20 protein-coding genes are annotated in these 22,290 nt (G+C 49.7%); 15 read left to right on the top strand and 5 right to left on the bottom strand.

Features of this window, described 5'->3' with window-relative positions; translation table 11 throughout:
• The first annotated feature begins 4 nt into the window (after positions 1 to 4).
• From mce to T500_RS0113175, 4 genes are read left to right on the top strand one after another with little or no spacing between them, the layout of a single operon-like run.
• Positions 5 to 415, top strand: coding sequence for a methylmalonyl-CoA epimerase (gene mce / locus T500_RS0113185; RefSeq protein WP_013064811.1), 411 nt, complete (start codon positions 5 to 7; stop codon positions 413 to 415).
• 38 nt (positions 416 to 453) lie between these two features.
• Entirely contained in the window at positions 454 to 2,019 is a 1,566-nt protein-coding gene (locus T500_RS0113180) for an acyl-CoA carboxylase subunit beta (protein WP_028908505.1), read from the top strand.
• A 16-nt stretch (positions 2,020 to 2,035) separates the two neighbouring features.
• The gene (locus T500_RS17185) at positions 2,036 to 2,188 is read left to right on the top strand and encodes a hypothetical protein (RefSeq protein WP_175456302.1); all 153 of its coding nucleotides are present in this window, start codon (positions 2,036 to 2,038) and stop codon (positions 2,186 to 2,188) included.
• Between the two features lie 2 nt (positions 2,189 to 2,190).
• On the top strand, positions 2,191 to 2,619 hold the full coding sequence (locus T500_RS0113175) for a biotin/lipoyl-containing protein (protein WP_028908504.1): 429 nt from the start codon (positions 2,191 to 2,193) through the stop codon (positions 2,617 to 2,619).
• A 75-nt stretch (positions 2,620 to 2,694) separates the two neighbouring features.
• Here the strand turns inward: T500_RS0113175 and T500_RS0113170 are convergent, their stop codons facing one another.
• Positions 2,695 to 3,744 carry a hypothetical protein gene (locus tag T500_RS0113170; RefSeq protein WP_028908503.1) on the bottom strand — a complete coding sequence of 350 codons (1,050 nt, stop codon included), beginning with the start codon at positions 3,742 to 3,744 and terminating at the stop codon, positions 2,695 to 2,697.
• A gap of 126 nt (positions 3,745 to 3,870) precedes the next feature.
• Here T500_RS0113170 and T500_RS0113165 point away from each other — a divergent pair, with 126 nt between their 5' ends.
• From T500_RS0113165 to T500_RS0113155, 3 genes are all read left to right on the top strand, one after another.
• Positions 3,871 to 5,064 (top strand): ATP-binding protein, encoded by a 1,194-nt coding sequence (locus tag T500_RS0113165; protein WP_028908502.1) that lies wholly within the window; start codon positions 3,871 to 3,873, stop codon positions 5,062 to 5,064.
• Between the two features lie 68 nt (positions 5,065 to 5,132).
• The gene (nifJ, locus tag T500_RS0113160) at positions 5,133 to 8,708 is read left to right on the top strand and encodes a pyruvate:ferredoxin (flavodoxin) oxidoreductase (protein ID WP_028908501.1); all 3,576 of its coding nucleotides are present in this window, start codon (positions 5,133 to 5,135) and stop codon (positions 8,706 to 8,708) included.
• A gap of 75 nt (positions 8,709 to 8,783) precedes the next feature.
• On the top strand, positions 8,784 to 9,899 hold the full coding sequence (locus T500_RS0113155; protein ID WP_230580914.1) for an alpha/beta hydrolase: 1,116 nt from the start codon (positions 8,784 to 8,786) through the stop codon (positions 9,897 to 9,899).
• A gap of 55 nt (positions 9,900 to 9,954) precedes the next feature.
• Here T500_RS0113155 and T500_RS16025 read toward each other — a convergent pair whose 3' ends face one another.
• The 4 genes from T500_RS16025 to T500_RS0113135 form a co-directional block, all read right to left on the bottom strand.
• Positions 9,955 to 12,264: a hypothetical protein gene (locus T500_RS16025; protein ID WP_051612072.1), complete on the bottom strand. Its 2,310-nt coding sequence runs from the start codon at positions 12,262 to 12,264 to the stop codon at positions 9,955 to 9,957.
• A gap of 200 nt (positions 12,265 to 12,464) precedes the next feature.
• The gene (locus tag T500_RS0113145; RefSeq protein ID WP_155267556.1) at positions 12,465 to 14,921 is read right to left on the bottom strand and encodes a hypothetical protein; all 2,457 of its coding nucleotides are present in this window, start codon (positions 14,919 to 14,921) and stop codon (positions 12,465 to 12,467) included.
• Positions 14,922 to 15,062: 141 nt separating this feature from the next.
• Positions 15,063 to 15,479, bottom strand: coding sequence for a D-Ala-D-Ala carboxypeptidase family metallohydrolase (locus T500_RS16020; protein WP_051612071.1), 417 nt, complete (start codon positions 15,477 to 15,479; stop codon positions 15,063 to 15,065).
• A gap of 169 nt (positions 15,480 to 15,648) precedes the next feature.
• On the bottom strand, positions 15,649 to 15,945 hold the full coding sequence (locus T500_RS0113135; protein WP_230580913.1) for a nucleotidyltransferase family protein: 297 nt from the start codon (positions 15,943 to 15,945) through the stop codon (positions 15,649 to 15,651).
• Positions 15,946 to 16,477: 532 nt separating this feature from the next.
• Between T500_RS0113135 and T500_RS0113130 the strand changes: the two genes are divergently transcribed.
• The 8 genes from T500_RS0113130 (at position 16,478) to T500_RS17040 (ending at position 22,219) form a co-directional block, all read left to right on the top strand.
• Positions 16,478 to 17,281, top strand: a complete 804-nt coding sequence (locus tag T500_RS0113130; protein WP_155267555.1) for a hypothetical protein — start codon at positions 16,478 to 16,480, stop codon at positions 17,279 to 17,281.
• Positions 17,238 to 18,059 carry a hypothetical protein gene (locus T500_RS0113125; RefSeq protein WP_028908496.1) on the top strand — a complete coding sequence of 274 codons (822 nt, stop codon included), beginning with the start codon at positions 17,238 to 17,240 and terminating at the stop codon, positions 18,057 to 18,059. Before T500_RS0113130 ends, T500_RS0113125 begins: the two co-directional genes overlap by 44 nt.
• Before the next feature lie 259 nt (positions 18,060 to 18,318).
• The gene (locus T500_RS0113120; protein ID WP_155267554.1) at positions 18,319 to 18,675 is read left to right on the top strand and encodes a hypothetical protein; all 357 of its coding nucleotides are present in this window, start codon (positions 18,319 to 18,321) and stop codon (positions 18,673 to 18,675) included.
• Between the two features lie 212 nt (positions 18,676 to 18,887).
• On the top strand, positions 18,888 to 20,222 hold the full coding sequence (locus T500_RS0113115; protein WP_196243522.1) for a hypothetical protein: 1,335 nt from the start codon (positions 18,888 to 18,890) through the stop codon (positions 20,220 to 20,222).
• 2 nt (positions 20,223 to 20,224) lie between these two features.
• Complete coding sequence (locus T500_RS0113110) at positions 20,225 to 21,121, top strand: CHC2 zinc finger domain-containing protein (protein WP_080694900.1); 897 nt, start codon at positions 20,225 to 20,227, stop codon at positions 21,119 to 21,121.
• Between the two features lie 5 nt (positions 21,122 to 21,126).
• Entirely contained in the window at positions 21,127 to 21,345 is a 219-nt protein-coding gene (locus T500_RS0113105) for a DUF4248 domain-containing protein (protein WP_036909139.1), read from the top strand.
• 186 nt (positions 21,346 to 21,531) lie between these two features.
• On the top strand, positions 21,532 to 22,098 hold the full coding sequence (locus tag T500_RS0113100; protein ID WP_028908491.1) for a DNA-binding protein: 567 nt from the start codon (positions 21,532 to 21,534) through the stop codon (positions 22,096 to 22,098).
• Positions 22,099 to 22,117: 19 nt separating this feature from the next.
• A complete protein-coding gene (locus tag T500_RS17040) occupies positions 22,118 to 22,219 on the top strand; it encodes a smalltalk protein (protein ID WP_155267553.1) in 102 nt (33 codons plus the stop codon).
• The last annotated feature ends 71 nt before the right edge of the window (positions 22,220 to 22,290 follow it).

Below are 22,290 nucleotides of genomic sequence, written 5' to 3'. Positions count from 1 at the left end.
GGTTATGAAGATTTCGCACATTGAGCATCTGGGTATTGCCGTCCAGAGCATTGAAGAAAGCCTGCCGTATTTTACCGACGTGCTGGGTCTGGAGTGTTATGCAACAGAAGTAGTTGAGGACCAGAAAGTGAAAACAGCCTTTCTGCGTTGCGGCGAGGTAAAGCTTGAGTTGCTGGAGCCCACATCACCTGAGAGCACCATCCAGAAGTGGCTTGACAAAGGCAACAAGGGCGTACATCATGTAGCCTTCTGTGTTGAGGACGGTGTAGCCAAAGGTCTGGCCGAGGTTTCGGAGAAGGGCGTTCGCCTGATCGACGAGAAACCACGCAAGGGCGCCGAGGGATTGAACATCGCTTTCCTGCACCCCAAATCAACCTGCGGTATCTTGACAGAGCTCTGTGAGCACCCTGAGTAATCATAAAGAAAGTATATTCTCAAAATATAAAAAAAGAAATGAGCAAACAGTTAGAAAAAATCAAGCAACTCATCGAGAAGCGCGAACAGGCCCGTCTCGGTGGTGGTGAGAAAGCTATTCAGAAACAGCACGACCGTGGTAAGTATACCGCTCGTGAGCGTATTGACATGCTGCTCGACGAGGGTTCGTTCGAAGAGTACGATATGTTTAAGGAGCATCGCTGCCATAACTTCGGCATGGAGAAGAAGCAGTTCCTTGGTGATGGTGTAGTAGCCGGTTCAGGTACTATCGATGGTCGTCTGGTATTCGTCTTCGCACAGGACTTTACTGTACACGCAGGTTCTCTGTCGGAGACTATGAGTCAGAAGATTTGTAAGATTATGGATATGGCCATGAAGATGGGCGCTCCTGTTATCGGTATCAACGATTCGGGTGGTGCACGTATTCAGGAGGGTATCAACTCTCTGGCTGGTTTCGCCGAGATCTTCGAGCGTAACATCCTGGCTTCAGGTGTTATTCCTCAGATTTCAGGTATCTTCGGTCCTTGCGCCGGTGGTTCTGTTTACAGCCCCGCTCTTACCGACTTTACTCTGATGATGGAGGGTACATCATACATGTTCCTCACAGGTCCAAAGGTTGTAAAGACCGTAACTGGCGAGGATATCGACCAGGAGCACCTGGGTGGTGCATCGGTTCACGCTACCAAGTCGGGTGTAACCCACTTCACAGCTAAGACCGAGGAAGAGGGTCTGCAGATGATCAAGACTCTGCTGAGCTACATCCCATCAAACAACATGGAGACAGCTCCTTCTAAGCCTTGCACCGATCCTATCAACCGTATGGAGGACACTCTGAACGAGATTATCCCCGAGAACCCCAACGAGGCATACGATATGTACAAGGTTATCGCCGCTATTACCGATAACGGCGAGTTCTTCGAGGTACAGCCTAAGTTCGCTAAGAACATCATCGTAGGTTTCGCTCGCTTCAACGGTCAGAGCGTAGGTATCGTAGCTAACCAGCCTGCTTGCTACGCAGGTGTACTCGACGTTAACGCCAGCCGTAAGGGTGCCCGTTTCGTTCGTTTCTGCGACGCCTTCAATATTCCTATCGTATCTCTCGTAGACGTTCCAGGATTCCTGCCTGGTACTGGTCAGGAGTACAACGCAGTTATCCTGCACGGTGCTCAGCTGCTCTACGCTTACGGCGAGGCTACTGTACCCAAGATTACTGTTACTCTGCGTAAGTCGTACGGTGGTTCACACATCGTTATGGGCTCTAAGCAGCTGCATACCGACCTTAACTACGCATGGCCATCAGCCGAGATCGCCGTTATGGGTGCATCGGGTGCTGCTGCCGTACTGTACGCTAAGGAGGCTAAGGCTAAGAAAGAGGCTGGCGAGGACGTTAAGGCATTCATCGCTGAGAAGGAGGACGAGTACAACGAGCTCTTCGCTAATCCTTATCAGGCTGCCAAGTATGGCTACATCGATGATGTTATCGAGCCACGCAACACTCGTTTCCGCATCTGCCGCGGTCTGGCTCAGCTCGCTACCAAGCGCGACTCGCTGCCCGCTAAGAAGCACGGTAACATACCTATGTAATTGACAATTGATTAACATGAATAATAACGAAGTATATGCTGCAATTGCCCTGGCCCTGCACGAGCATCTGGGAAACAACGTTCACGACGTTGAAACGGGCATTATAACAATTAACGCGCGCCCCACCCAGTGGAACGGCTATGCGCAAACATTCACTCAACATCCCTAAAAATGAAAGAATACAAGTATACCATTAATGGAAACAAGTACGAGGTTGTGGTAGGCGATATTACTGATAACATCGCTACCCTGACCGTTAACGGCGAACAGTATACCGTTGAAATGGAGAAGCAGGCTGAACCTGAGAAGAAGAAGCCAGTAGTTAAGGCCGCTGCAACAGCTGCTGCCGACGACGCTCCTGCAGCCAACAAGGGCGCTGTAAACAAGGCCAATGCCGTAAAGGCTCCTCTGCCAGGTGTTATTACCGACATTCTGGTTGCCGAGGGCGACGAGGTAAAGGCTGGCGATACAGTAGTAGTTCTCGAGGCTATGAAGATGGCCAACAACCTGGCTGCCGAGAAGGACGGTAAGGTTACAGCTATTTGCGTAAAGGTTGGTGAGAGTGTAATGGAGGACGATGCTTTGATCGTTATCGAGTAAGATTACACCTTATTAATAATAAAGAGAAATCCCTGCCAATGTAGTTTGGCAGGGATTACTTTTTGCAATCAGATGCTATCGCTTTACCACGTGCATCTTGTATTTATCGGTATATTCTATTCGCATCACACGTGTAAAGCCATCGGCAAAGGGCTGTATGGCCAGCGCCACATGGCCCATGGTGCGACGCAGATTTATCTCAACACATGGATGCAGCAGGAACCCGTCCTTATCGGCGGTTGATACCAGCATCATATCCACACCGAACGGTCCGCGATATTTTTCCTTTAATTTCTGGCCCATATACTGGCATATCTTTTCTCTAACTTCGACCAGCAAAGCCGCTGGTATATAATTACTTATCAATTCCTGTTTCTCATCTTCGGTAGCAATCAGGTTGCCCGTATAGGCACCGTTCTTGGTGTGAAACAGCGATAATCCCAGATAAGAAACCCGGCCTTTGCCATCGCTCACAAACTCCATACCAAAATCTTTCACCTTATTATAATAAGGCTCAACTACTACACATCCTTGATTCTTGACGATGTTCTTAATCCAACGCTCCTGATACTCATCGAAAGCTACGTTTAAGAAGCGCACCCCTCGCCCACTACTGCTCCACGGGGCTTTTACCACCACCTTACCATGAAGCCTCATCTCATCACGAATCTCGAAGATGGTATCAGCACAACATGAAGTACCGATACAGCCTGGCAACTGCAGCTCTCGCAACAGATCTACGGCATGCTTGCGATGCGACAAGTCGCGAATCACCTCTATCTGTTCCTCATCAGGCACGACATCTACCCCCTTACGCTTCAAGAAAGCACGCAAGGCCAGATCCCAGCCCCAAGGCTCCACATCGGTAATATCCTCGTTCGCCAACTGCGATGCATTGATAAACTTCTTGGGTGTTCCACCCACTTTGGCCCTTAATCGGCCATAAGCCCTCACGGCTGTTTCCACATCATCCACCAGAATCAGATCCTCGTCGCCGGCCCAAAGTGCGGGCAGGTATCCCAAATCATGTCGCAACTGTCGTCCGGCATGCGGCGCAGTAAAATTTGAGAGGTTTGCAGCCAAAGCAAGGTCGTGTTCTGGATTAAATACGTATAATTTTGCCATTTTATTCAATTTTGGCGCAAAATTACTACTTTTTTTTGAGATTTTGCAAGTTAGAGTTTGCAATTTAAGATAAAATGTGTATCTTTGCACCACTTTTAAAAGTACAAAGAAACAAATCAAGCAGGAATGGAAGCTTTTTTCAGGACGCACAGATATCTCGTAGAGCATGCAAATGCACCGGTTCGTCGCATTCTTATGGATGAGATAAACTGGAACGACCGCATGATTGGTATTAAAGGCACACGAGGTGTCGGCAAAACTACTTTTCTACTTCAGTACGCCAAGGAGAATTTTGATGTACTCGACAAGCAATGTCTGTATATCAACATGAACAACTTCTTCTTTCAGGGTCAGGGCATCGCCAACTTTGCAGGCAAGTTCTACAAGCAAGGCGGTCGTGTACTTCTGATCGACCAGGTGTTTAAGCAACCCGATTGGAGTAGCGAGCTCCGTAAGTGCTACGACTTGTACCCCAACCTGAAGATTGTGTTCACAGGTTCGAGTGTGATGCGCCTGAAAGACGAGAACCCCGAACTTAACGGTATCGTAAAGAGCTACAACCTGCGTGGTTTCTCGTTCCGCGAGTTCATCAATCTGATGACGGGTAATAATTTCAAGCCCTACACACTCGAGGAGATTCTGAAGGATCACGAGCATATTATCAAGCAGATCCTGCCTAAGGCATCGCCCAACAAGTATTTCCAGGATTACATTCACCACGGGTTCTACCCCTTCTTCCAGGAGCATCGCAACTACAGCGAGAACTTGCTGAAGACAATGAACATGATGACCGAGGTAGACATTCTTCTGGTTAAGCAGATTGAGCTGAAATACCTTACGAAGATTAAGAAACTGTTCTACCAGATTGCCGAAGAGGGTGCCTCGAAGGCTCCTAACGTAAGTAAGCTGGCACAGGATATCGAAACCAGCCGCGCCACGGTTATGAACTACATCAAGTATCTTACCGATGCCCGTCTGCTGAATCTGATTTACCCCGTTGGTCAGGAGTTCCCCAAGAAACCTACCAAGATTATGCTGCACAACTCAAACCTGATGTACGCCATCTATCCTATCCAGGTAGATAAGCAGGAGGCGATGGAGACATTCTTCGTTAACTCGCTGTGGAAGGATCATAAGGTTAACAGCTGCAGCACGCGCGATGCCAACTACGTGGTAGATGAGAAGCTAAAGTTCCGCGTGATAGATGCCAAGGCAACCGGCAAGCTGCGCACGTCGCCCGACATCATTTATGCGCGTTACAATACCGAGATAGGAAAAGAAAACCAGATACCCTTGTGGCTACTGGGATTCCTATATTAATAATGTACGAGTCTATTAAGTAAAATTTACACATATAGTTATTCATTTTTTTATAGTTATCAAAGACAATGGCTAAAGAAAAGAAGTTTATCACCTGTGATGGTAACGAGGCAGCAGCTCACGTGAGCTATATGTTCTCGGAGGTAGCTGCTATCTACCCCATCACCCCGTCTTCGCCAATGGCGGAGCATGTTGACGAGTGGGCTGCCCGTGGTCGTAAGAACCTCTGGGGTCAGAACGTCTCAGTTCAGGAAATGCAGTCAGAGGCTGGTGCTGCTGGTGCCGTTCACGGTTCGCTGCAGGCTGGTGCCCTTACTACTACCTTCACCGCATCTCAGGGCTTGCTCCTGATGATCCCTAACATGTACAAGATTGCCGGTGAGTTGATTCCTTGCGTATTCGACGTATCTGCCCGTACGCTGGCTTCACACTCTCTGTGTATCTTTGGCGACCACCAGGACGTAATGGCTTGCCGTCAGACCGGTTTTGCTATGTTCTGCTCAGGTTCAGTTCAGGAGGTTATGGACCTTACCGCTGTTCCTCACCTGGCTACCCTCGAGACTATGGTTCCATTCGTAAACTTCTTCGATGGTTTCCGTACCTCTCACGAGTATCACAAGATTGAGATGATGGACATGGAGGATATCCGTCCTCTGGTTAAGGAAGAGTACATCAAGCGTTTCCGCGATCGTGCTATGAGCCCTGAGCGCCCTGTAACACGCGGTACCGCCGAGAACCCTGAGACCTTCTTCACACACCGCGAGGCTAGCAATCCTTATTACGATGCAGTACCCGAGGTAGTAGAGAAGTACCTGGGCGAGATCTCTAAGATCACCGGCCGTGAGTATCACCTGTTCTCATACTACGGAGCCGAGGATGCCGATCGTATCATCATCCTGATGGGTTCGGCTACCGATGCAGCTCGCGAGGCTATCGACTACCTGAACGCAAACGGTCAGAAGGTTGGTATGATCTCTGTTCACCTGTATCGTCCATTCTCAGTTAAGCACCTGTTGGCTGCTGTTCCTAAGACAGTTAAGAAGATTGCCGTTCTGGATCGTACTAAGGAGCCAGGCGCTAACGGCGAGCCTCTGTACCTCGACGTGAAGGATGCCTTCTACGATGTTCAGGATCGTCCAGTTATCGTTGGCGGTCGCTACGGTCTTGGTAGCCGCGACACCACACCAGCTCAGATCATCAGCGTGTTCAACAACCTCGCTATGCCCGAGCCAAAGAACCACTTCACAGTTGGTATCGTAGACGATGTTACCTTCACCTCTCTGCCTGAGGTTGAGGAGATCGCCCTTGGTGGTGCTGGCATGTTCCAGGCTAAGTTCTACGGTCTGGGTGCCGATGGTACCGTAGGTGCTAACAAGAACTCAGTTAAGATTATTGGTGACAACACCGACAAGTACTGCCAGGCTTACTTCTCTTACGACTCTAAGAAGTCGGGAGGTTTCACCTGCTCTCACCTGCGTTTCGGTGATACACCTATCCGCTCTACCTACCTGGTAACTACACCTAACTTCGTAGCTTGCCACGTTCAGGCTTACCTGCACATGTACGATGTTACACGTGGTTTGCAGAAGAACGGTCAGTTCCTGCTGAACACCATCTTCGACGCCGACGAGCTCGAGAAGTTCATGCCTAACAAGGTAAAGCGTTACTTCGCACAGAACAACATTACTGTTTATACCATCAACGCTACTAAGATTGCTCAGGAGATTGGTCTGGGTAACCGTACCAACACTATCCTGCAGAGTGCCTTCTTCCGTATTACAGGCGTAATCCCCGTAGAGCTGGCTGTTGAGAAGATGAAGGCTGCTGCCTTGAAGTCTTACGGAGCTAAGGGTCAGGATGTTGTTGATAAGAACTATGCCGCTATCGATCGTGGTGGTGAGTATGTTCAGCTTACAGTTAAGCCTGAGTGGGCTAACCTGCCAGATGATGAGGTTAAGGCCGACGACGCTCCTGCATTCGTTAAGGAGCTGGTTCGTCCTATCAACGCTCAGGCCGGCGACCTGCTGAAGGTTTCTGACTTCGTTAAGCACAACACCGTCGACGGTTCTTGGGAGGTTGGTACAGCCGCTTACGAGAAGCGTGGTGTTGAGGCCTTCGTTCCTGTTTGGAACAAGGACAACTGTATCCAGTGTAACCAGTGTGCTTACATCTGTCCTCACGCTGCTATCCGTCCATTCGTTCTCGACGACGAGGAGCTGAAGGGCTTCGCAGCTGCTGCTGATACTCTCGAGATGAAGGCTCCTGCCGCTATGAAGGGCATGCACTTCCGCATCGAGACTTCAGTACTCGACTGTCTGGGTTGCGGTAACTGTGCAGACATCTGCCCAGGCAATCCTAAGACTGGTAAGGCTCTTACCATGGCTCCATTCAATCCTGATGCTGCCGATATGGTTCAGGAGGCTAAGAACTGGGAGTACCTGGTTAAGAACGTTAAGAGCAAGCAGAACCTGGTTGACATCAAGAGCAATGTTAAGAACTCACAGTTCGCTCAGCCTCTGTTCGAGTTCTCTGGCGCTTGCTCTGGTTGCGGTGAGACTCCATACGTTAAGCTGATTTCTCAGCTGTTCGGTGATCGCCAGATGATTGCCAACGCTACTGGATGTTCTTCAATCTACTCTGCTTCTATTCCTTCTACACCTTACACTAAGAACGAGAAGGGTCAGGGTCCTGTATTCAACAACTCTCTGTTCGAGGACTTCTGCGAGTTCGGTCTGGGTATGGCTCTTGGTAACAAGAAGATGAAGGAGCGCGTAGCTAAGCTGCTGCAGGAGATGATCGACGGCAACGCCAGCGACGAGTACAAGGCACTTGCTCAGGAGTGGATTGCTAATCAGGACGACGCTGAGAAGACTAAGGAGATTGCTCCAAAGCTTCGTGCTTGCATCGCCGAGAGCGCTGCTAAGGGCTGCCCAGTTTGCAAGGAGCTCCAGACTCTGGATCACTACCTGGTTAAGCGTTCACAGTGGATCATCGGTGGTGACGGTGCCTCTTACGACATCGGTTACGGCGGTCTCGACCACGTGATTGCTTCTGGCGAGGATGTTAACATCCTGGTACTCGATACCGAGGTTTACTCTAACACCGGTGGTCAGGCTTCTAAGGCAACTCCTCTTGGTGCTATCGCACAGTTCGCTGCTCAGGGTAAGCGCATCCGCAAGAAGGATCTGGGTATGATTGCTACCACTTACGGTTATGTATACGTAGCTCAGATTGCTATGGGCGCCGACCACGCACAGACCCTCAAGGCTATCCGCGAGGCTGAGGCTTGGCACGGACCTTCAATCATCATCGCCTACGCTCCATGTATCAACCACGGTCTGAAGGCCAAGGGCGGTATGGGTAAGAGCCAGGCCGAGGAGAAGAAGGCTGTTGAGTGCGGTTACTGGCACCTGTGGCGTTTCAACCCAGCTCTGGCTGAGGAAGGCAAGAACCCATTCTCTCTCGACTCTAAGGAGCCTAACTGGGAGAACTTCCACGACTTCCTGCTTGGCGAGGTTCGCTACCTGAGTGTTAAGAAGGCTTATCCTAACGAGGCCGAGGAGCTCTTCGCTGAGGCTCAGCGCATGGCTCAGCTCCGTTACAAGTCTTACATCCGTAAGAGCCAGGAGAATTGGGAGGACTAATTTTTCCTGAATAGTATATTAAGAGAGGTGGGGCTCAAAGAGTTCCACCTCTTTTCACAAAAACACTAAATGACAATGAAAGCAAAGCAACTAACTATCTTACTAATGTGGCTCACTACTGCATTCGGCGCGAGTGCAGCTACAACCGACGAGCAAACACTCATCAACGAGTGGAAGGACTCAGTACGTACCGTGTTTGCCGATGCCTACCGCAATAAGGTACTGGTAAACGACAGTCTTACAATGAAACTGCATTGGAGCATCTATGGCCCCAAGCCAGCCGATGGCTACGCCCTTTACATCTCGCTGCATGGCGGTGGCGGCGCCCCTGCCGAACTTAACGATCAGCAATGGGAAAACCAGAAGCGACTGTATCGCCCACAGGGTGCCGTTTATCTCAGTCCGCGAGCCATCACCAACACATGGGACCTTCATTTCCGTCCCGAGGACGACACGTTCTACCGTCAGATTATCATGATGATGCAGGCCTACTGCGATGTAAATCCCAACAAGGTTTACATCATGGGTTACTCGGCCGGTGGCGATGGCGTGTGGCGCCTTGGCCCCCGCATGGCCGACCATTGGGCAGCCGCCTCGATGATGGCTGGTCACCCAGGCGATGTATCGCTCCTGAATCTGCGTAACACCCCATTCATGATCTGGTGCGGGCAGCTTGATGATGCCTACGATCGTGTGTACCGCTGCCAGGACCGTATCGTAGAGATGGACTCGCTGCACGCAGCCGATCCCGAGGGCTACATCCACGAAGGACATATCGTTGAAGGCAAGGGCCATTGGATGGATCGTGTTGATACCGTGGCTGTTACGTGGATGGCCAAGTATCAGCGTAACCCCTACCCTAAGCGCGTGGTATGGCATCAGGCCGATGTGGTTACCCCATACTTCTACTGGCTCACAGCCCCCGTTAACGAGCTATCGCGCGAAAAGGAGGTACGCGCCCAAATAGATGGCAACACCATTACCATCACCCGTTGCGACTATTCGCAGCTCACACTCTCGCTGTGCCAGGAGATGGTAGATCTTAAAAAGCCCGTTACCGTTATGTATCAGGGCCGCAAGCTGTTCAAGGGCAAGGTAAAAACCCAGCCCGGCACCCTGCGCCGCACCCTTTACCAGCGTAACGATCCGGCTTACATGTTCCCCGCCCAGATTACGGTAAAAATCAAGTAGTAAGAGTTATAAGGCCATCGTTTTCCAGATGGCAAGAGTGTATCACACAATGTCTTCACCAAGTAGCTACGAGGTGGTGGAGCATGGTGGTGCTCTCGCCGCACGAGCCGGTGTGCTGGATGGCGATACCGCCAAAGGGCACCGGCTCTATCTGTGCGCTCAGATCTACCACATGGGGCAACGAGCTCTCTTGTGGCTTTGGCGTTGCTGTCTCCACATGAGCTGTCAACAGGCGTCCTTTTACAGCGAGACTGATGGTGCATCCGGTGCGATAGCAGGTGGCGCTGACGGCCTCGGATATCTGGCTGACCTTACCATTATGATAAGCCACAAGATAGAAATCTACCGCTTTGGCATGCTTGGTGGTGCGGATGATGCGCAGGCCATAGCCTGTAAGTGTATGGGTGTCGAACTTCAGGCACACGTCCATATACTGTCCGGTGGCAGAGCCGAAGCCCTGTCCTGCCGTCTTCGTGGGGTCCACCTGTAGCGTCAGCGTCATGTCACGATAGCTGCCCTGGGCTGGTGTGTACATCAGTCGGGCACCACGCTGGGCCTGCAGCAAACCACGGCCCACAGCGCCGTTGAATACTTCGCCATACTCCCACATCGGTTTCTTGGGGTCGAAGGTCCATGGATATTCGGCTGTGTCGGCAGGCTTATAGCCGTCAGCCTGCCAGGCATCGGGCACCAAACCCTTGCTGGTATTGCAACAGATATCGCTAAAATCAGTCTCCAGACGGTATGGCTGATTGATGTCTTTCGCACGAATCTGCCTGCTCACCACCTGCGTCAGTTCTCCTTTCACACTCCTGTCGCTCGCCGGACGCAAGCTCACTATCAGTCGGCGACCTACGTCGCTGGGGCGCAGCTTGTAGGCATACTGCGGACCATCATTACTATCGGCCAGAAAGGCCTCCTGCTGGCAGTCGTCGCTATCCAGTCGGCCCCATACGATGCGCGACTGGTCTTTGCGTCCCTGCAGGTCGAGCTGGTAGTCAATCCGGGCCACGCCATCCTTGATTTTTACGACAGGTTCTTTCAAGAAATTTGGTGCTGCCGACAAGGGCGGCTGTATCGTCAACTGACACACGGCTACTGCACCTACGTTTCTGCTATCTACGGCATAGGCCGTCACAGGGAAGCAGACTGGCTCGCCGATGAGATCGCAGGCTACCGACACCACGACCGAGTCGCCTGTGGCTGTGTCGAGTGCTGCTATCTGATTGTAGGGTGCAGGTATCTGCCACACCACCTTCCGACCTTCCGACCGCACGTGGAGTCTGAGCGGCTGGCCTCCCACCTGCATCTCAGCTTCGTGTCGGCTGATGGCGAGATATGGTGGCTCGTCGGGCTGCACGGCCAGCGCGTCGATCACGATGGTGTTCTCCCGTTGTCGGCTGCCTATGATGTAAGGTTTGCCGTTGAATGTAAAGTTTTTCTGATAGCAACGCAGCCACTTCTGCGGATAGGCTGTCCAACCGATATAGATGCTGTCTGAGGGCGCATGGTAGCGACAGTCGATGAGCGTCAACGGCCCACCCTGCTTGCAGAAATACATCTCGCGGTTATTGGTCATCACGTTGAAGTCGCAGTCCACAAACATCGCTCCCCGTCCAAAGGTGCTCCAGAAGGGCTTCTGGCCGTAGAGGTCTATCGTGCAATGGCGATAGACGGCGGTCCCGTTCATCGCGTCGTCGGTACATTCGAAGTGGCAGTTCTCGTAGTAGGAATGCTCGGCGCCATTGAGCGGGTTCAGGTTCAGCCGGCTGATAAAGCGCACGTTGCGTGCTGTGAGCGAGCGTCCGTGCACGTAGCCTACGTGAGCCTGCGTGATGGCGTCGCTCCGCTTCTTCCGCGAGAGTGCGGGATTTTGATGATAGTCCAGATCCACGTTGCAGAAGTTGCCCAGCGTCAGGTTCTCCACCACCAGCGAGTCGCTCCAGATGTCGAGCATCGTGAAGTTGCCGATGGCCCCTTGCGTCTGTCCGCGTTGGGCCGCCAGCACGGTATTCTGCGCCTGAGGGTCGAGTCCGATGATGCGCAGATTCCTACATCTGACGACGCATCCGAAAGGCTCTCGTCCGTCCTTCCCCACTTTGATTTCAGGATCGTCAGGATCGTCCACCCAGTACACCCCCGGCGCCACATACAGCACACAACTATCTCCCAGATGCTTCACCGCCTCCTGGAAGTCGTTAAACACAAACGCTTGATTATCAGCCGATTCAGCATCCGCATCCAGCAGCAGATGATGTTCATCCAACTGCAGTCTCCATACAGTCTGCGCCTCAACCGTCGCTACTGCCAGCAATAGCATCACAAGCAAATGCCAGCGGGTATAGTTATTACTAATCACTCTCATATCGCTTGCAAAAATACGAAATAAGATACTAAGCAGCAAACGTTTCCCCGATTATTTTCTCACAAAAGCACCACCCAGACGAAAAGAAACGGAAGCCGCTGACTTCCGTTTCTCTATTCTCATCTTTGGGGAACTGGCACCCATACCCAGGTGCCTGTCCCCATGACTACAGCGTTTTGCGTAATTCTCACATTCACGATTTATCTGGAGTAGCCGAAGAGCAGCTTGAAGCACTTGTTGATGCGGGCTGCCTGGAAGTCGTAGCTCTGGGTGTGGCCCTTCGTCTTCGGGCTGAGGTTCTTCTTCGCATAAATGCGGTCGATGACTTCCAGCACTTTTGCTTTATCTTTGCTGATTTCCAGGTATTGGTAGTCAGGCAGATAGATGCGGCTCAGAATAATCGGTTGGTCAAGGGATTTCAGCTTCACCTGAACGGTCACGTTGATTTCGACGGCAGGGAAGTAGCAGGGGGCGTCAAAGCATATCGATGGTATATTAACACCATGATCACTATCAACAAAATGCCTTCCGTTTGCACATGTTATTTGAGGCTCTATGATAAAATCTGTTGTCCCACACCCGAAGAAATGAAGTTCCTGTTCAACTTCGATGTTTGCTTTGAAGTCTGTTTTTACTGAGTCGAACTGTACAGGGTATGACATACCCTCAATGGTTTGTCCGTCGAAGTCGCCTGCTCCCACAAAATTAAAGACATAGTTGTTAACATCCTCTCCATAGTAAATAGAAAATTCAAAATGGTCTCTATCTTGTGTCTTGTATGTTATATCTGCCATAGCTTTTAAGCCAATAGCCTGACGGAAGGGGTCGGTTCCCTTCCAACTCATTTCTTTGCGTGCGCCTGCTATGGCATCCACCTGCATCCATTCAATCTCGTCCTCGGGGAACACATTAGGGTTCAATTCCACCTCTATACTGCTGGGGTCGAAAAACTGCCAGTTACCAGCAAAGATTTTCTGGAGAACATCTTCCGTCCAATAAAACACACCGTTTTGGCTGTTGACAACATACACCATCGGGGTTTTCTTGATATTCCACACACCCTGGCCGAGGAGGGAGTTCTTGGTTTCGAAGTCCTTGAGGTAGAACGTAGGCGAAGCGACGCCCACAGTGGGCTGTGAGCCCTGGATGACACCGTCGGTATTGATGGTTCCGTTCATCATCATATTGATGGTACCCTCAAAAGTGCCGTCGAAAGTGCCGCTCGTTGCACCACCACTTGCCTTGGTCTTGCCCGAGGCGAGGCTGGCACCGTTCTTGGCGAGATCGACACCACCCTTGATAGCACCAACGGCATTGCCCGAATAGATGTCCTTGACTGTATTCGTAATCTTGGTGCCCAGCTTTACGAGGTCGCCAACACGACCGAAGAGACCCTTCGACGAGCTGGCGATAAGAGGCGTTTTTGTTTGTCCCTCGAAGGAACCCTTCATCTCACCGTCGATATTGGCCATCATGGTGCTGTAAAGCGAGGTGTGTGTGGTGTTCCACGAGCGCATCTGCAACTTGATGTTGTCGTCGTTGCTGATGGCCTCGGAGCGAGTGAGCGACAGGTCCACGTCGAATGCCCACCAGCCTGCGTTGGGCACTATCAGGCCATCGTTGCTCCTATAGTCAACCCAGGGGGTGATATAGTCCATAAAGGTGCCCTGCCCCGTCTGGTTGATGGCAGCCTTGTTACTGAAGGTGCGGTCATTAGGCACGCCGTAAGGGATGGTGGTGTGTGTGGCGAGGTTGTCGGTCATCGACACCTGCCATACATGGTCGTTGCCCGTATTGGTGCCCTGCGGCATATAATAGAAGAAACGCAGGATGCCAGTATATTTGTTATAGAGGGCGAAGAAGTTGTTGTTCACGGTGACACGACTGCCGCATCGGTTGAGCACCCACTCCCAACCCATCTCAGGCGTGATGTCGTCGCAGAAGCCATCGGGCAGATTGGTCAGCTTGTCGCCCTTGTACCAAGGCAGGTTCACCGTTGTGTAGCCCGTGCGGCCTTTCTCGTCGGTGACGTCGGCACCCACACCGTCGTAGATGTAGATGGCCTCCGTCTGTCGCCAGTTCTCGGTAGTGATGTCCTTGTCGTTGATGTTATAGTTGTCGGCGGAAGCGCCGAAGCCCAACTGCTGCATCCACTCCTGGAACATGGCGTCCTCCCCGGTCGTGATGGGATGGAGGTCTATAATTCTGTCTTCGTACTTCGTCTGCAGACAGGTGCCGTTGTAGTTGAACGTCCATTCCATCTGCGAAGTGGGCAGATAGTTGGCAGTCAGCTCCACATCGACGTTGTTTCCCGTCACGCCGTATTTGCAGTTGGCGTAATAGGGATGTTCCTTACCATCTTTACCTACCGGCTGAATGGCGCGGTTCTGCTTATCCACCAGGATGAGTGACCAGAAGCCCTCGCCGTCGGCATCGAACGTACCGCAGAGCACCACCTTGGCGCATTCCACGGCATTCTCGCCCGTGCCAAGGGTTACCTGTTTAGGAGTTTCTGCATACCACTTGCCTACAATCTTACCGCCGAGAGGGGTCTGGGCGGCGGGATTGTCGTAGTTGCCTAAGCAGGAGCTGAGTGCTACTGCTGTTGTTCCGCACAGTATCACTGTGGTGAGGAACCAAAGGATTCTTTTTCTCATGCAAAAATAGTTTTTCTTCATACTCCAATAGTTTTAATTACTGTTGCAAAGATACAAATAGTTTTTGGATTTACAAGCACGAAATGGATAAAAACAAAGAAAAAAGCAAAAAACATATCCAGAAAAATGTCCTGCTCCATGTTACTTATAGTACCCTACTCTAACATCATGCCTTGGTGTGGCGATGGGATTCCATGAGATGTGTAGCCAGCCGTTGCCAGTAAGGAGCTGGTCGGTTTGGTTTTGCGCCTTCAGGAATTCTATAAGCCGTTGGAACTGTCGTGCGTCCTTAGGGCGGATATCCGCAGCCTGACCAAGTAGGTGCTGCGAGTTATTAACGCCACCAACCAAAGCGTTCACCCGACTACAGCGAAACCCGGAGTTGATGATGATGGGCCCAACCACCTTACGGGCAGGCTCCAATAGCATGTGGCAACCATAAGTCAAGTTAACCACCGCCTGCATGGTAGGGATGTTATCCGCATATTTCTGCAGATTAATAAACTCGCCCAGCATAAAATGGGCCGATAATCGAACGTCATTTAAATTTTCTTTCATTGTAATACTTCGTTAATGATTAATACATCACGAAGATACACAATCCAATCCGGGCAAGTTGTCGTTACCTGCCGTTTAATCTCGATAGCATTACTTAATGGAGAATTATTTCGTCCCTATCTGCCGCATATTCTAAAATATCGACCAATTTCTCCGGTTTTATGGTTTGCTATGCTCTCTCATAAATCAGTTTTTTATCACGGTTTACGCTTTCCACAGCCCATGGACGAAGTGTGCCTTCTTCCACAAGATCAACCTCGCATTTCAACAAATCTTCGAGATCCACCTTCATACCTGCAATTTTCATCAGACCAATAGGACGACTTCTGTCATACTGAACGAGGATATCGACATCGCTCCATGGTCTCTGCTCATTACGCGAATATGAGCCAAAAATCCAGGCCTTCACGACAGGTTGTGTCTTGAAGTACTCGGCAATTTGCTGGCTCATCATCTGGGTACTCATAAGCGTTAAAATTAGAATTACGCTGCAAATATACATTATTTTTATGATATTATCCATATTTCATCCGAAAAGTTTATGATAATTGACATTTTCGCCACCTTATTCATTATGATAACAGCTGACTAACCCTGCCAAGCCTTTACTCATTAAAACGTGCAATTTTAAACCGGAAAATAAGGAAACTGTGCACCAAATGGAAAGTTATGCTAGAAAACAAGAAAATATGTAATCAAATCTCAAATTTGCAGACGATTCTTGCTTTTGTTTAACGTATTTTTGCTACCTTTGCCACTCAAATTCTAAAAAACTATAAGTAATGGACAAAAGAAATTCGCTTTACGCAATTTACAAATTCGATTTTCATAAATCGCCACAGCAATCAATACAAACCGCCGCTGATGGTATAGATGGTGCTAAATACGTTAAATTTGCTCAAACCTGCTTTGCAAGTCTGTTTGACAAAAACAGTATCGACAAACTTGCCAAAAAGAATAAAAAGGGCGAAATAATAACATTGCTCCCCAATGATGTATTGGCAAAAGCAGACGACATCTTTCTTTGGAGAGTGAACAACAGCCAGTTTAAGGACTGGTGGAAACGCAGCGGAAAGGACCCAAAGGGTTTCGACACCTATGAAAAGGATGAAATAGAGTCAAACCCCTATTGCTACGTTCTGATAGACAATCGCCCTGGCGTAGGCCTGATGGCCATAGAGAAATCGTCGGCCTGGGGAAGCAATCCTGATCAGCTGCGCGATGTGATATTAGAGAACTTCAACCGCATGATGGGCGAACTGTTCGACCTCGAAATGCGCATCGAAGCCCGAATGAACCCGAAGGATATTTGGGAATTCATGCACGAGCGCATTTACGAGCACAACGACTACGTGCGCAAGGTTTCGTTCTCGTTTCAGAACCCCAAGAAAATCAACAAGTCAAAGGGCATGGAGATAAATTCTGCACACCTGAAAGCGATGCTAAAAACGGTTGAGATTTCAGACGCCTTGAAAGGATTCTTCACAATGGAATTTGATAAGAACTCAAATGGCAAAATTTCACAGGCAAACAAAGACATGGCTGAAATGGTAAAACTCTGTAGCGAAAACGGTTATGATATCAGCATCACCTTTAAGGAGTTCAAAACCTACCGCATAAACGACTACGTAAGGGCATATTACCCATTGACTTTCGAAGTTTTACATAACTTTAGTATTGGTACTCGCGACTTTGACAACATGACAGGACTTGAAACATGGTTTAACTTAATTAATGAACAAACTAAAAACTACCTAAATGAATCAGAGGTTCCAACCCGCAGAAATAAAGCTCGTAAGTGAGAAGTATGCCGAGAACGAGCTTTACAAGGCTATTTGTCAGATTGGTCGAAAACTGGAGGCCGAACTGACAGAATTTGGTTTGTGTCCAGAAGAGTGTATTGTTGAAACACTCGAGCTACTTAATATCATCGCCAACAAGGGTGACGCTATATCAACAGAAATTGAGGACATATGGCTACAAAAGCACAATGAGTACAAGCGTTTCGACCGTCATGTAAGCGAGAACGAAATACGAAAGGCTGTGGGCATTGTCTTTGGTTTTGCCATCTTGGCGCTTGGTACAAGCAGTCATAGTTTCTACAAATTCACACTTACCCAACAGCTTATGCAAAATATAGCCAACCATTCTTTTGAGGAGTGGCCCCTGATGCTCGACAAGATATTCTCCATCTCCCTACCCGACGGTTGGTATGACACCTTTATCAATGAGGAACCGGAAAAAGATAATGGCTGTAATCGGGAAGAATCTGGTACAAAAGTTACGAAGTTTACGGATTTTATAATAAACAATGCTGAGACTGACAAAGTGATAAGTATCATAAGAAAGAATATCACTCCCAGCAGACCGAAGCAAACAGCATTAGTAATTATTGGGGGCATCGAAGCAGGAAAAATCCAACAAGATGTATCGGCACCAAGTATTGAAAAAGAATTTGGTGTGAAAGGAAACTCCATAAAACCATACCTTACTAAATACAGAGGGTATAAAATTGGGCTGAACAATTACTTTTCCGAAGATGAACTAAAACCTTTCAAAGTGCTTTATTGCGAGAAATAATCATTTAAAGGTTCCAAACTTTATAGCGATAAATAGCGATGAATATACGGCTATTTATCGCTATTCAATTATTTTGTTCCATTTCCACACACATCGTATCTTTGCAGCAGAAATTTCTAATCGGAGTTTTTGCTGCATTCTTTTTTAGATGTCAGTCGGCAGAAAAAAACTGGGCACGGCTCCGAGCGCGAGATGAAGTACTGCCTATCTATATCATCGCGTAAGTGCAAGAGGGCAATTTTAAATTTCATATTAAGACATGAATAAAAATTGCAACACGCATTTTAGCGTGGATTTGAAAACCTTGCTGCGCAAGGATCGCCTGGCAAAAGTGGGTAAGAATTATCTGGGTGTGCTGCGTCGCGATGTAGAGAGCGATGAGTTTCGTTACGACGAACACTTTACGTTTGTTGAGACGATTCCATCAACTACCATTAAGCGTAATCCCAAAGTGTACGAGGGTAAGCACATTACAATTACACGTAAGGATGATGGCACGTACCGCCCCAACTTTAAGCCTATGCATATCGGCGGCAGTCTTACCTTGGCGAGATATGTATACGAGGTGTACATCGAACTTTGCGAGGGATTGAGTGGCCTTATAGAGGAAGGCTAACCCTAACAGAAAACAGGCAACGAGCGTGACGGTTACAGTTGTGACAATTAGAAATGCGAGGTTACAACACGCCTTATAATACTATATAACTTATTGATATATAAGTAGTTATATATAATATTAGACAGAAATGATACCCCCAAAATCAATCTGTCACAATTGTAACTGTAACGTTTGCGCCCATTTTAATTCATCTAAAAAGCTGATATTCAATGAAATACGAAATTAGTAAAGCGACTGCGCCCGCTATGCCGAACCTCGGCAAAGGCACAGAATGTATAAAATTACTGCTCTCGCAGGCCTCAAAAGTGATGCACGAACCCTTTGTTCCGATGTTCTTTCCCGTACTTGGCGCACACATGAGCGGCACAGAATTTATGTATCCCGATAACAGTTGGAAGGAACCAACGGGCATGATGGCCAATCTGGTGGCCAAAAGTGGCGATAACAAGGGGCAATTCTCTAATCTAGTAGAGGCCATTTGCCGTGATTTCCGCCAGCACGACAAAGCTGAGAACGATAGACTATTGGAGTGGTCGAAGCAAAAACAGTCGAGGGGCAACAATAAGGATAAACCCGATCGCCCTGAGGAGGGTATCTGGTTTACACCTAACGACACCACCAACCCGGCATTCCTGCTGAATGCCATGGCCCTGGAGGCTCACGGTGGTCGTACGCAGTATATCAACATACCCGAGGTGGAGATGGCCGACAAGCTATGCGGCGGCCACAAGCAGGTTAGTCAGATGCTACGTAACATCTACGACCGAGCCCGTGCAGGTGCTCTCCGCGCCACGGCCGAGGGTGTAACAGGCAACCCTATCCTACGTGCCTGCATGACGATATCAAGCAATCCATATAGCACGCGCAAATTCTATAAGTACGAGCTGTTTAACGGAACCTTCGGGCGCGTAGTGTTCAGTTACAAGCCACGGGGCACCCGCGAGGGTCGCATTCCCCGACAGGGTAAGTATCCCGACGAGTTCTACCAAAAACTGGATGAGTATCTGGTACGACTCGACATCTGCAAGGGGCGCTTCATCATCCGTCAGCTGAACAAACTGATTGACCGATTGGCTGAGGATATGGCTACGCTGGCCGACCTGACCGACGACGACTTGCTGTTCGAACTGTCGCACCGCTCGTTGGTGTCGGCCTGGAAGGCGGGCTGCATTCTTTGGGTGCTGAATAACCAGACGTGGACCAAGGCCATGGGCGAACTGGTAGAGTGGCTGGTGTACCATGATCTATGGAGCAAGCTGCAGATATTTGCCGACATGCTAAAGGAGAGCGACTATGGTGCTTCTGAGGCTTCGAAGACCGGCCCGAAGAACATGCTCGACGACCTGCCCGATACGTTTAACCTGGCACAACTGGAGGCTCTACGCGTAAGTATGGAAAAGCCCCTAGAGGGTACTAAAGCCCAGCTACGCCAATGGCTGCATCGCAAGTTCATAGAGTATAGCGCCCAAACAGGACTATACACCAAGACGGAGTTGTACTTGCAAATTGCAAAAATGAGAGAATGTAAAAATAAAAAAATGTAATTATGGATAAGATACAACTGCAAAAGCTCCGCGACCTGCCTATTGAGGGGGTCGCCGAGCGACTTGGACTACGTGTTAAGCACCACAAGAGTCTTTGTCCCTTTCATGCCGACAGTCACCCCAGTATGTCGTATCGCGTTAAAACCAACACCTGCCGATGCTTTGTGTGTATGTCGCAATCGATAGGTCCCATCGATCTGGTGATGCGCCATCTGAACATGGAGTTCAAGGATGCCTGCCGATGGTTGGCCGATGAGCACAACATCATTCTTGATGAGTGGCAGCCCGACCCAACCGACGTGGCGCCACAGCCCTTTGATGCCAGCCGCTACGAGCCATTCTTTGAGCACCCGTGGCTGAACGAGGCTGCCCGTAAGTTTCTGTTCCACGAGCGAATGATTGATCCCCGCGTGGTGTGGTGGTGCCGGTTAACCTCGTGGACCGACCGCAAGGGTGTGCCCTGGCTGCAGATACCTTATTATAATAAAGAGGGCCAGCTGGTGGGCGTGCAGAACCGCAATCTGGTGAAGGGTGCCCTACCCCGTTTCCGATTCCCGCCAGGCGCCGAGTGCGGCATTTACAACCTGCCCGTGCTCAACCTGCTGAAACCCGGCGAACAGCTGTTTATTACCGAGGGTGCATCCGACTGCTGGGCCATGCTATCGGCTGGTCATAAAGCCATCGCCATCCCCTCGGCCACCCTGCTCACCAAGAAGGATAAAGAACTGCTATCGCAGCTTTCATCTACGATATCGTTCCACATGTATCCCGATCAGGATGAGCCAGGCGAGCGATTGTTCCTACAGTTGCAGCAGGTGTTACCCAATCTGCAGCACCATCAGCTGCCCAAAGGGTGTAAGGACTTTAGTGAGTTTTTTACATTAAGGATTAAAGATTAAACATTATGGATACATTTACCATTAGGGCTTATACAAAGAAGGAGCTGGCCTTGATGTATTTTCCTGAGAGCATGCCACGCACAGCCGTTAACCACCTGATGGCATGGATTACCCGCTGCACCCAGCTGTCGGCACAGCTGCAAGCCACCGGCTACCAGCCCACCTGCAAGGCGTTTACCCCACGGCAGGTAAAAGCTATTGTTGAACACTTAGGCGAGCCCTAAAAAAATGCAGAAAAAAAGTTCGCCTATCGCACGGCATCGCCAGCCATCGCCCAAACGGTGGCGGCGAATGTTGTACCTTTGTAACGTCGAAACAAAGGAGAAAATTAGCGCGCTAGTTAGAGAAAAAAATCTCCCTAGTTAGGCAACAAAAATTTAATGTTTAACCCTTTAAAACGTATTTTTATTATGGCACTTAAAGTAAAAGCAACCGAACAGCTGATTAAGATTGGCACTTACGCCGGCACCTACCGCTACGTGATGCTGCCCGAGCTGTACACCGCCCTGACTCAGGACAAAGTTATCCGCGAGGCTGCCCTTCGCAGCGGAGTAAGCCGAGGCGTGATGCAGGCCTGCTGGGATGCAGCTGGCGAAGTAATTAAGGCATGGGCCACCGAGGGCCACAGCGTGGCGCTGCCCGGACTGGGTACGATGCGATTCGGCCTGCGCGCCAAGAGCGTCGACGATGTGAACAAGGTAAAGGCCGGACTGATCTCGAGTCGCCGCATCATCTTCACCCCCGACGTGGATCTGAAGGAGGAGCTCTCGAAGACGGCTGTGCAGATTACCTGCTACGACCGCGACGGCAAGGAGGTGAAGCGAGTAACCAGTAGCGACAGCGGCGATGTGGAGGATCCCGACAACCCACAGACTGGCAATGGCGGCACCAACACCGGTGGTAACACAGGTGGCAATACCGGAGGCAACACCGGAGGCGGTAATCAGCCAGGTAGTGGCGGCAGCGACATGAACTAGGCAAGAAAGGAGGTGAATAATGAGTAAGAAAGAAACCATTAAGTTCATCGTACAGATGATTGCCAGCATCGCTACAGCGATAGTAACAGCACTGGGTGCTACCAGCTGCATGGATTTCTAAGATAAAACAAAGAGAATGCCTGTTAATTAAGTTTAATGGGCATTCTTTTTTCTTCTTTGCTTACAAAACAC

The organism is Xylanibacter ruminicola Ga6B6 (assembly GCF_000687715.1).
In the GTDB taxonomy this organism is placed as follows: Bacteria; Bacteroidota; Bacteroidia; order Bacteroidales; family Bacteroidaceae; genus Prevotella; species Prevotella ruminicola_B.
Note: the sequence above shows the minus strand (reverse complement) of the source record. Positions and strands in the feature narration are given on the sequence as shown.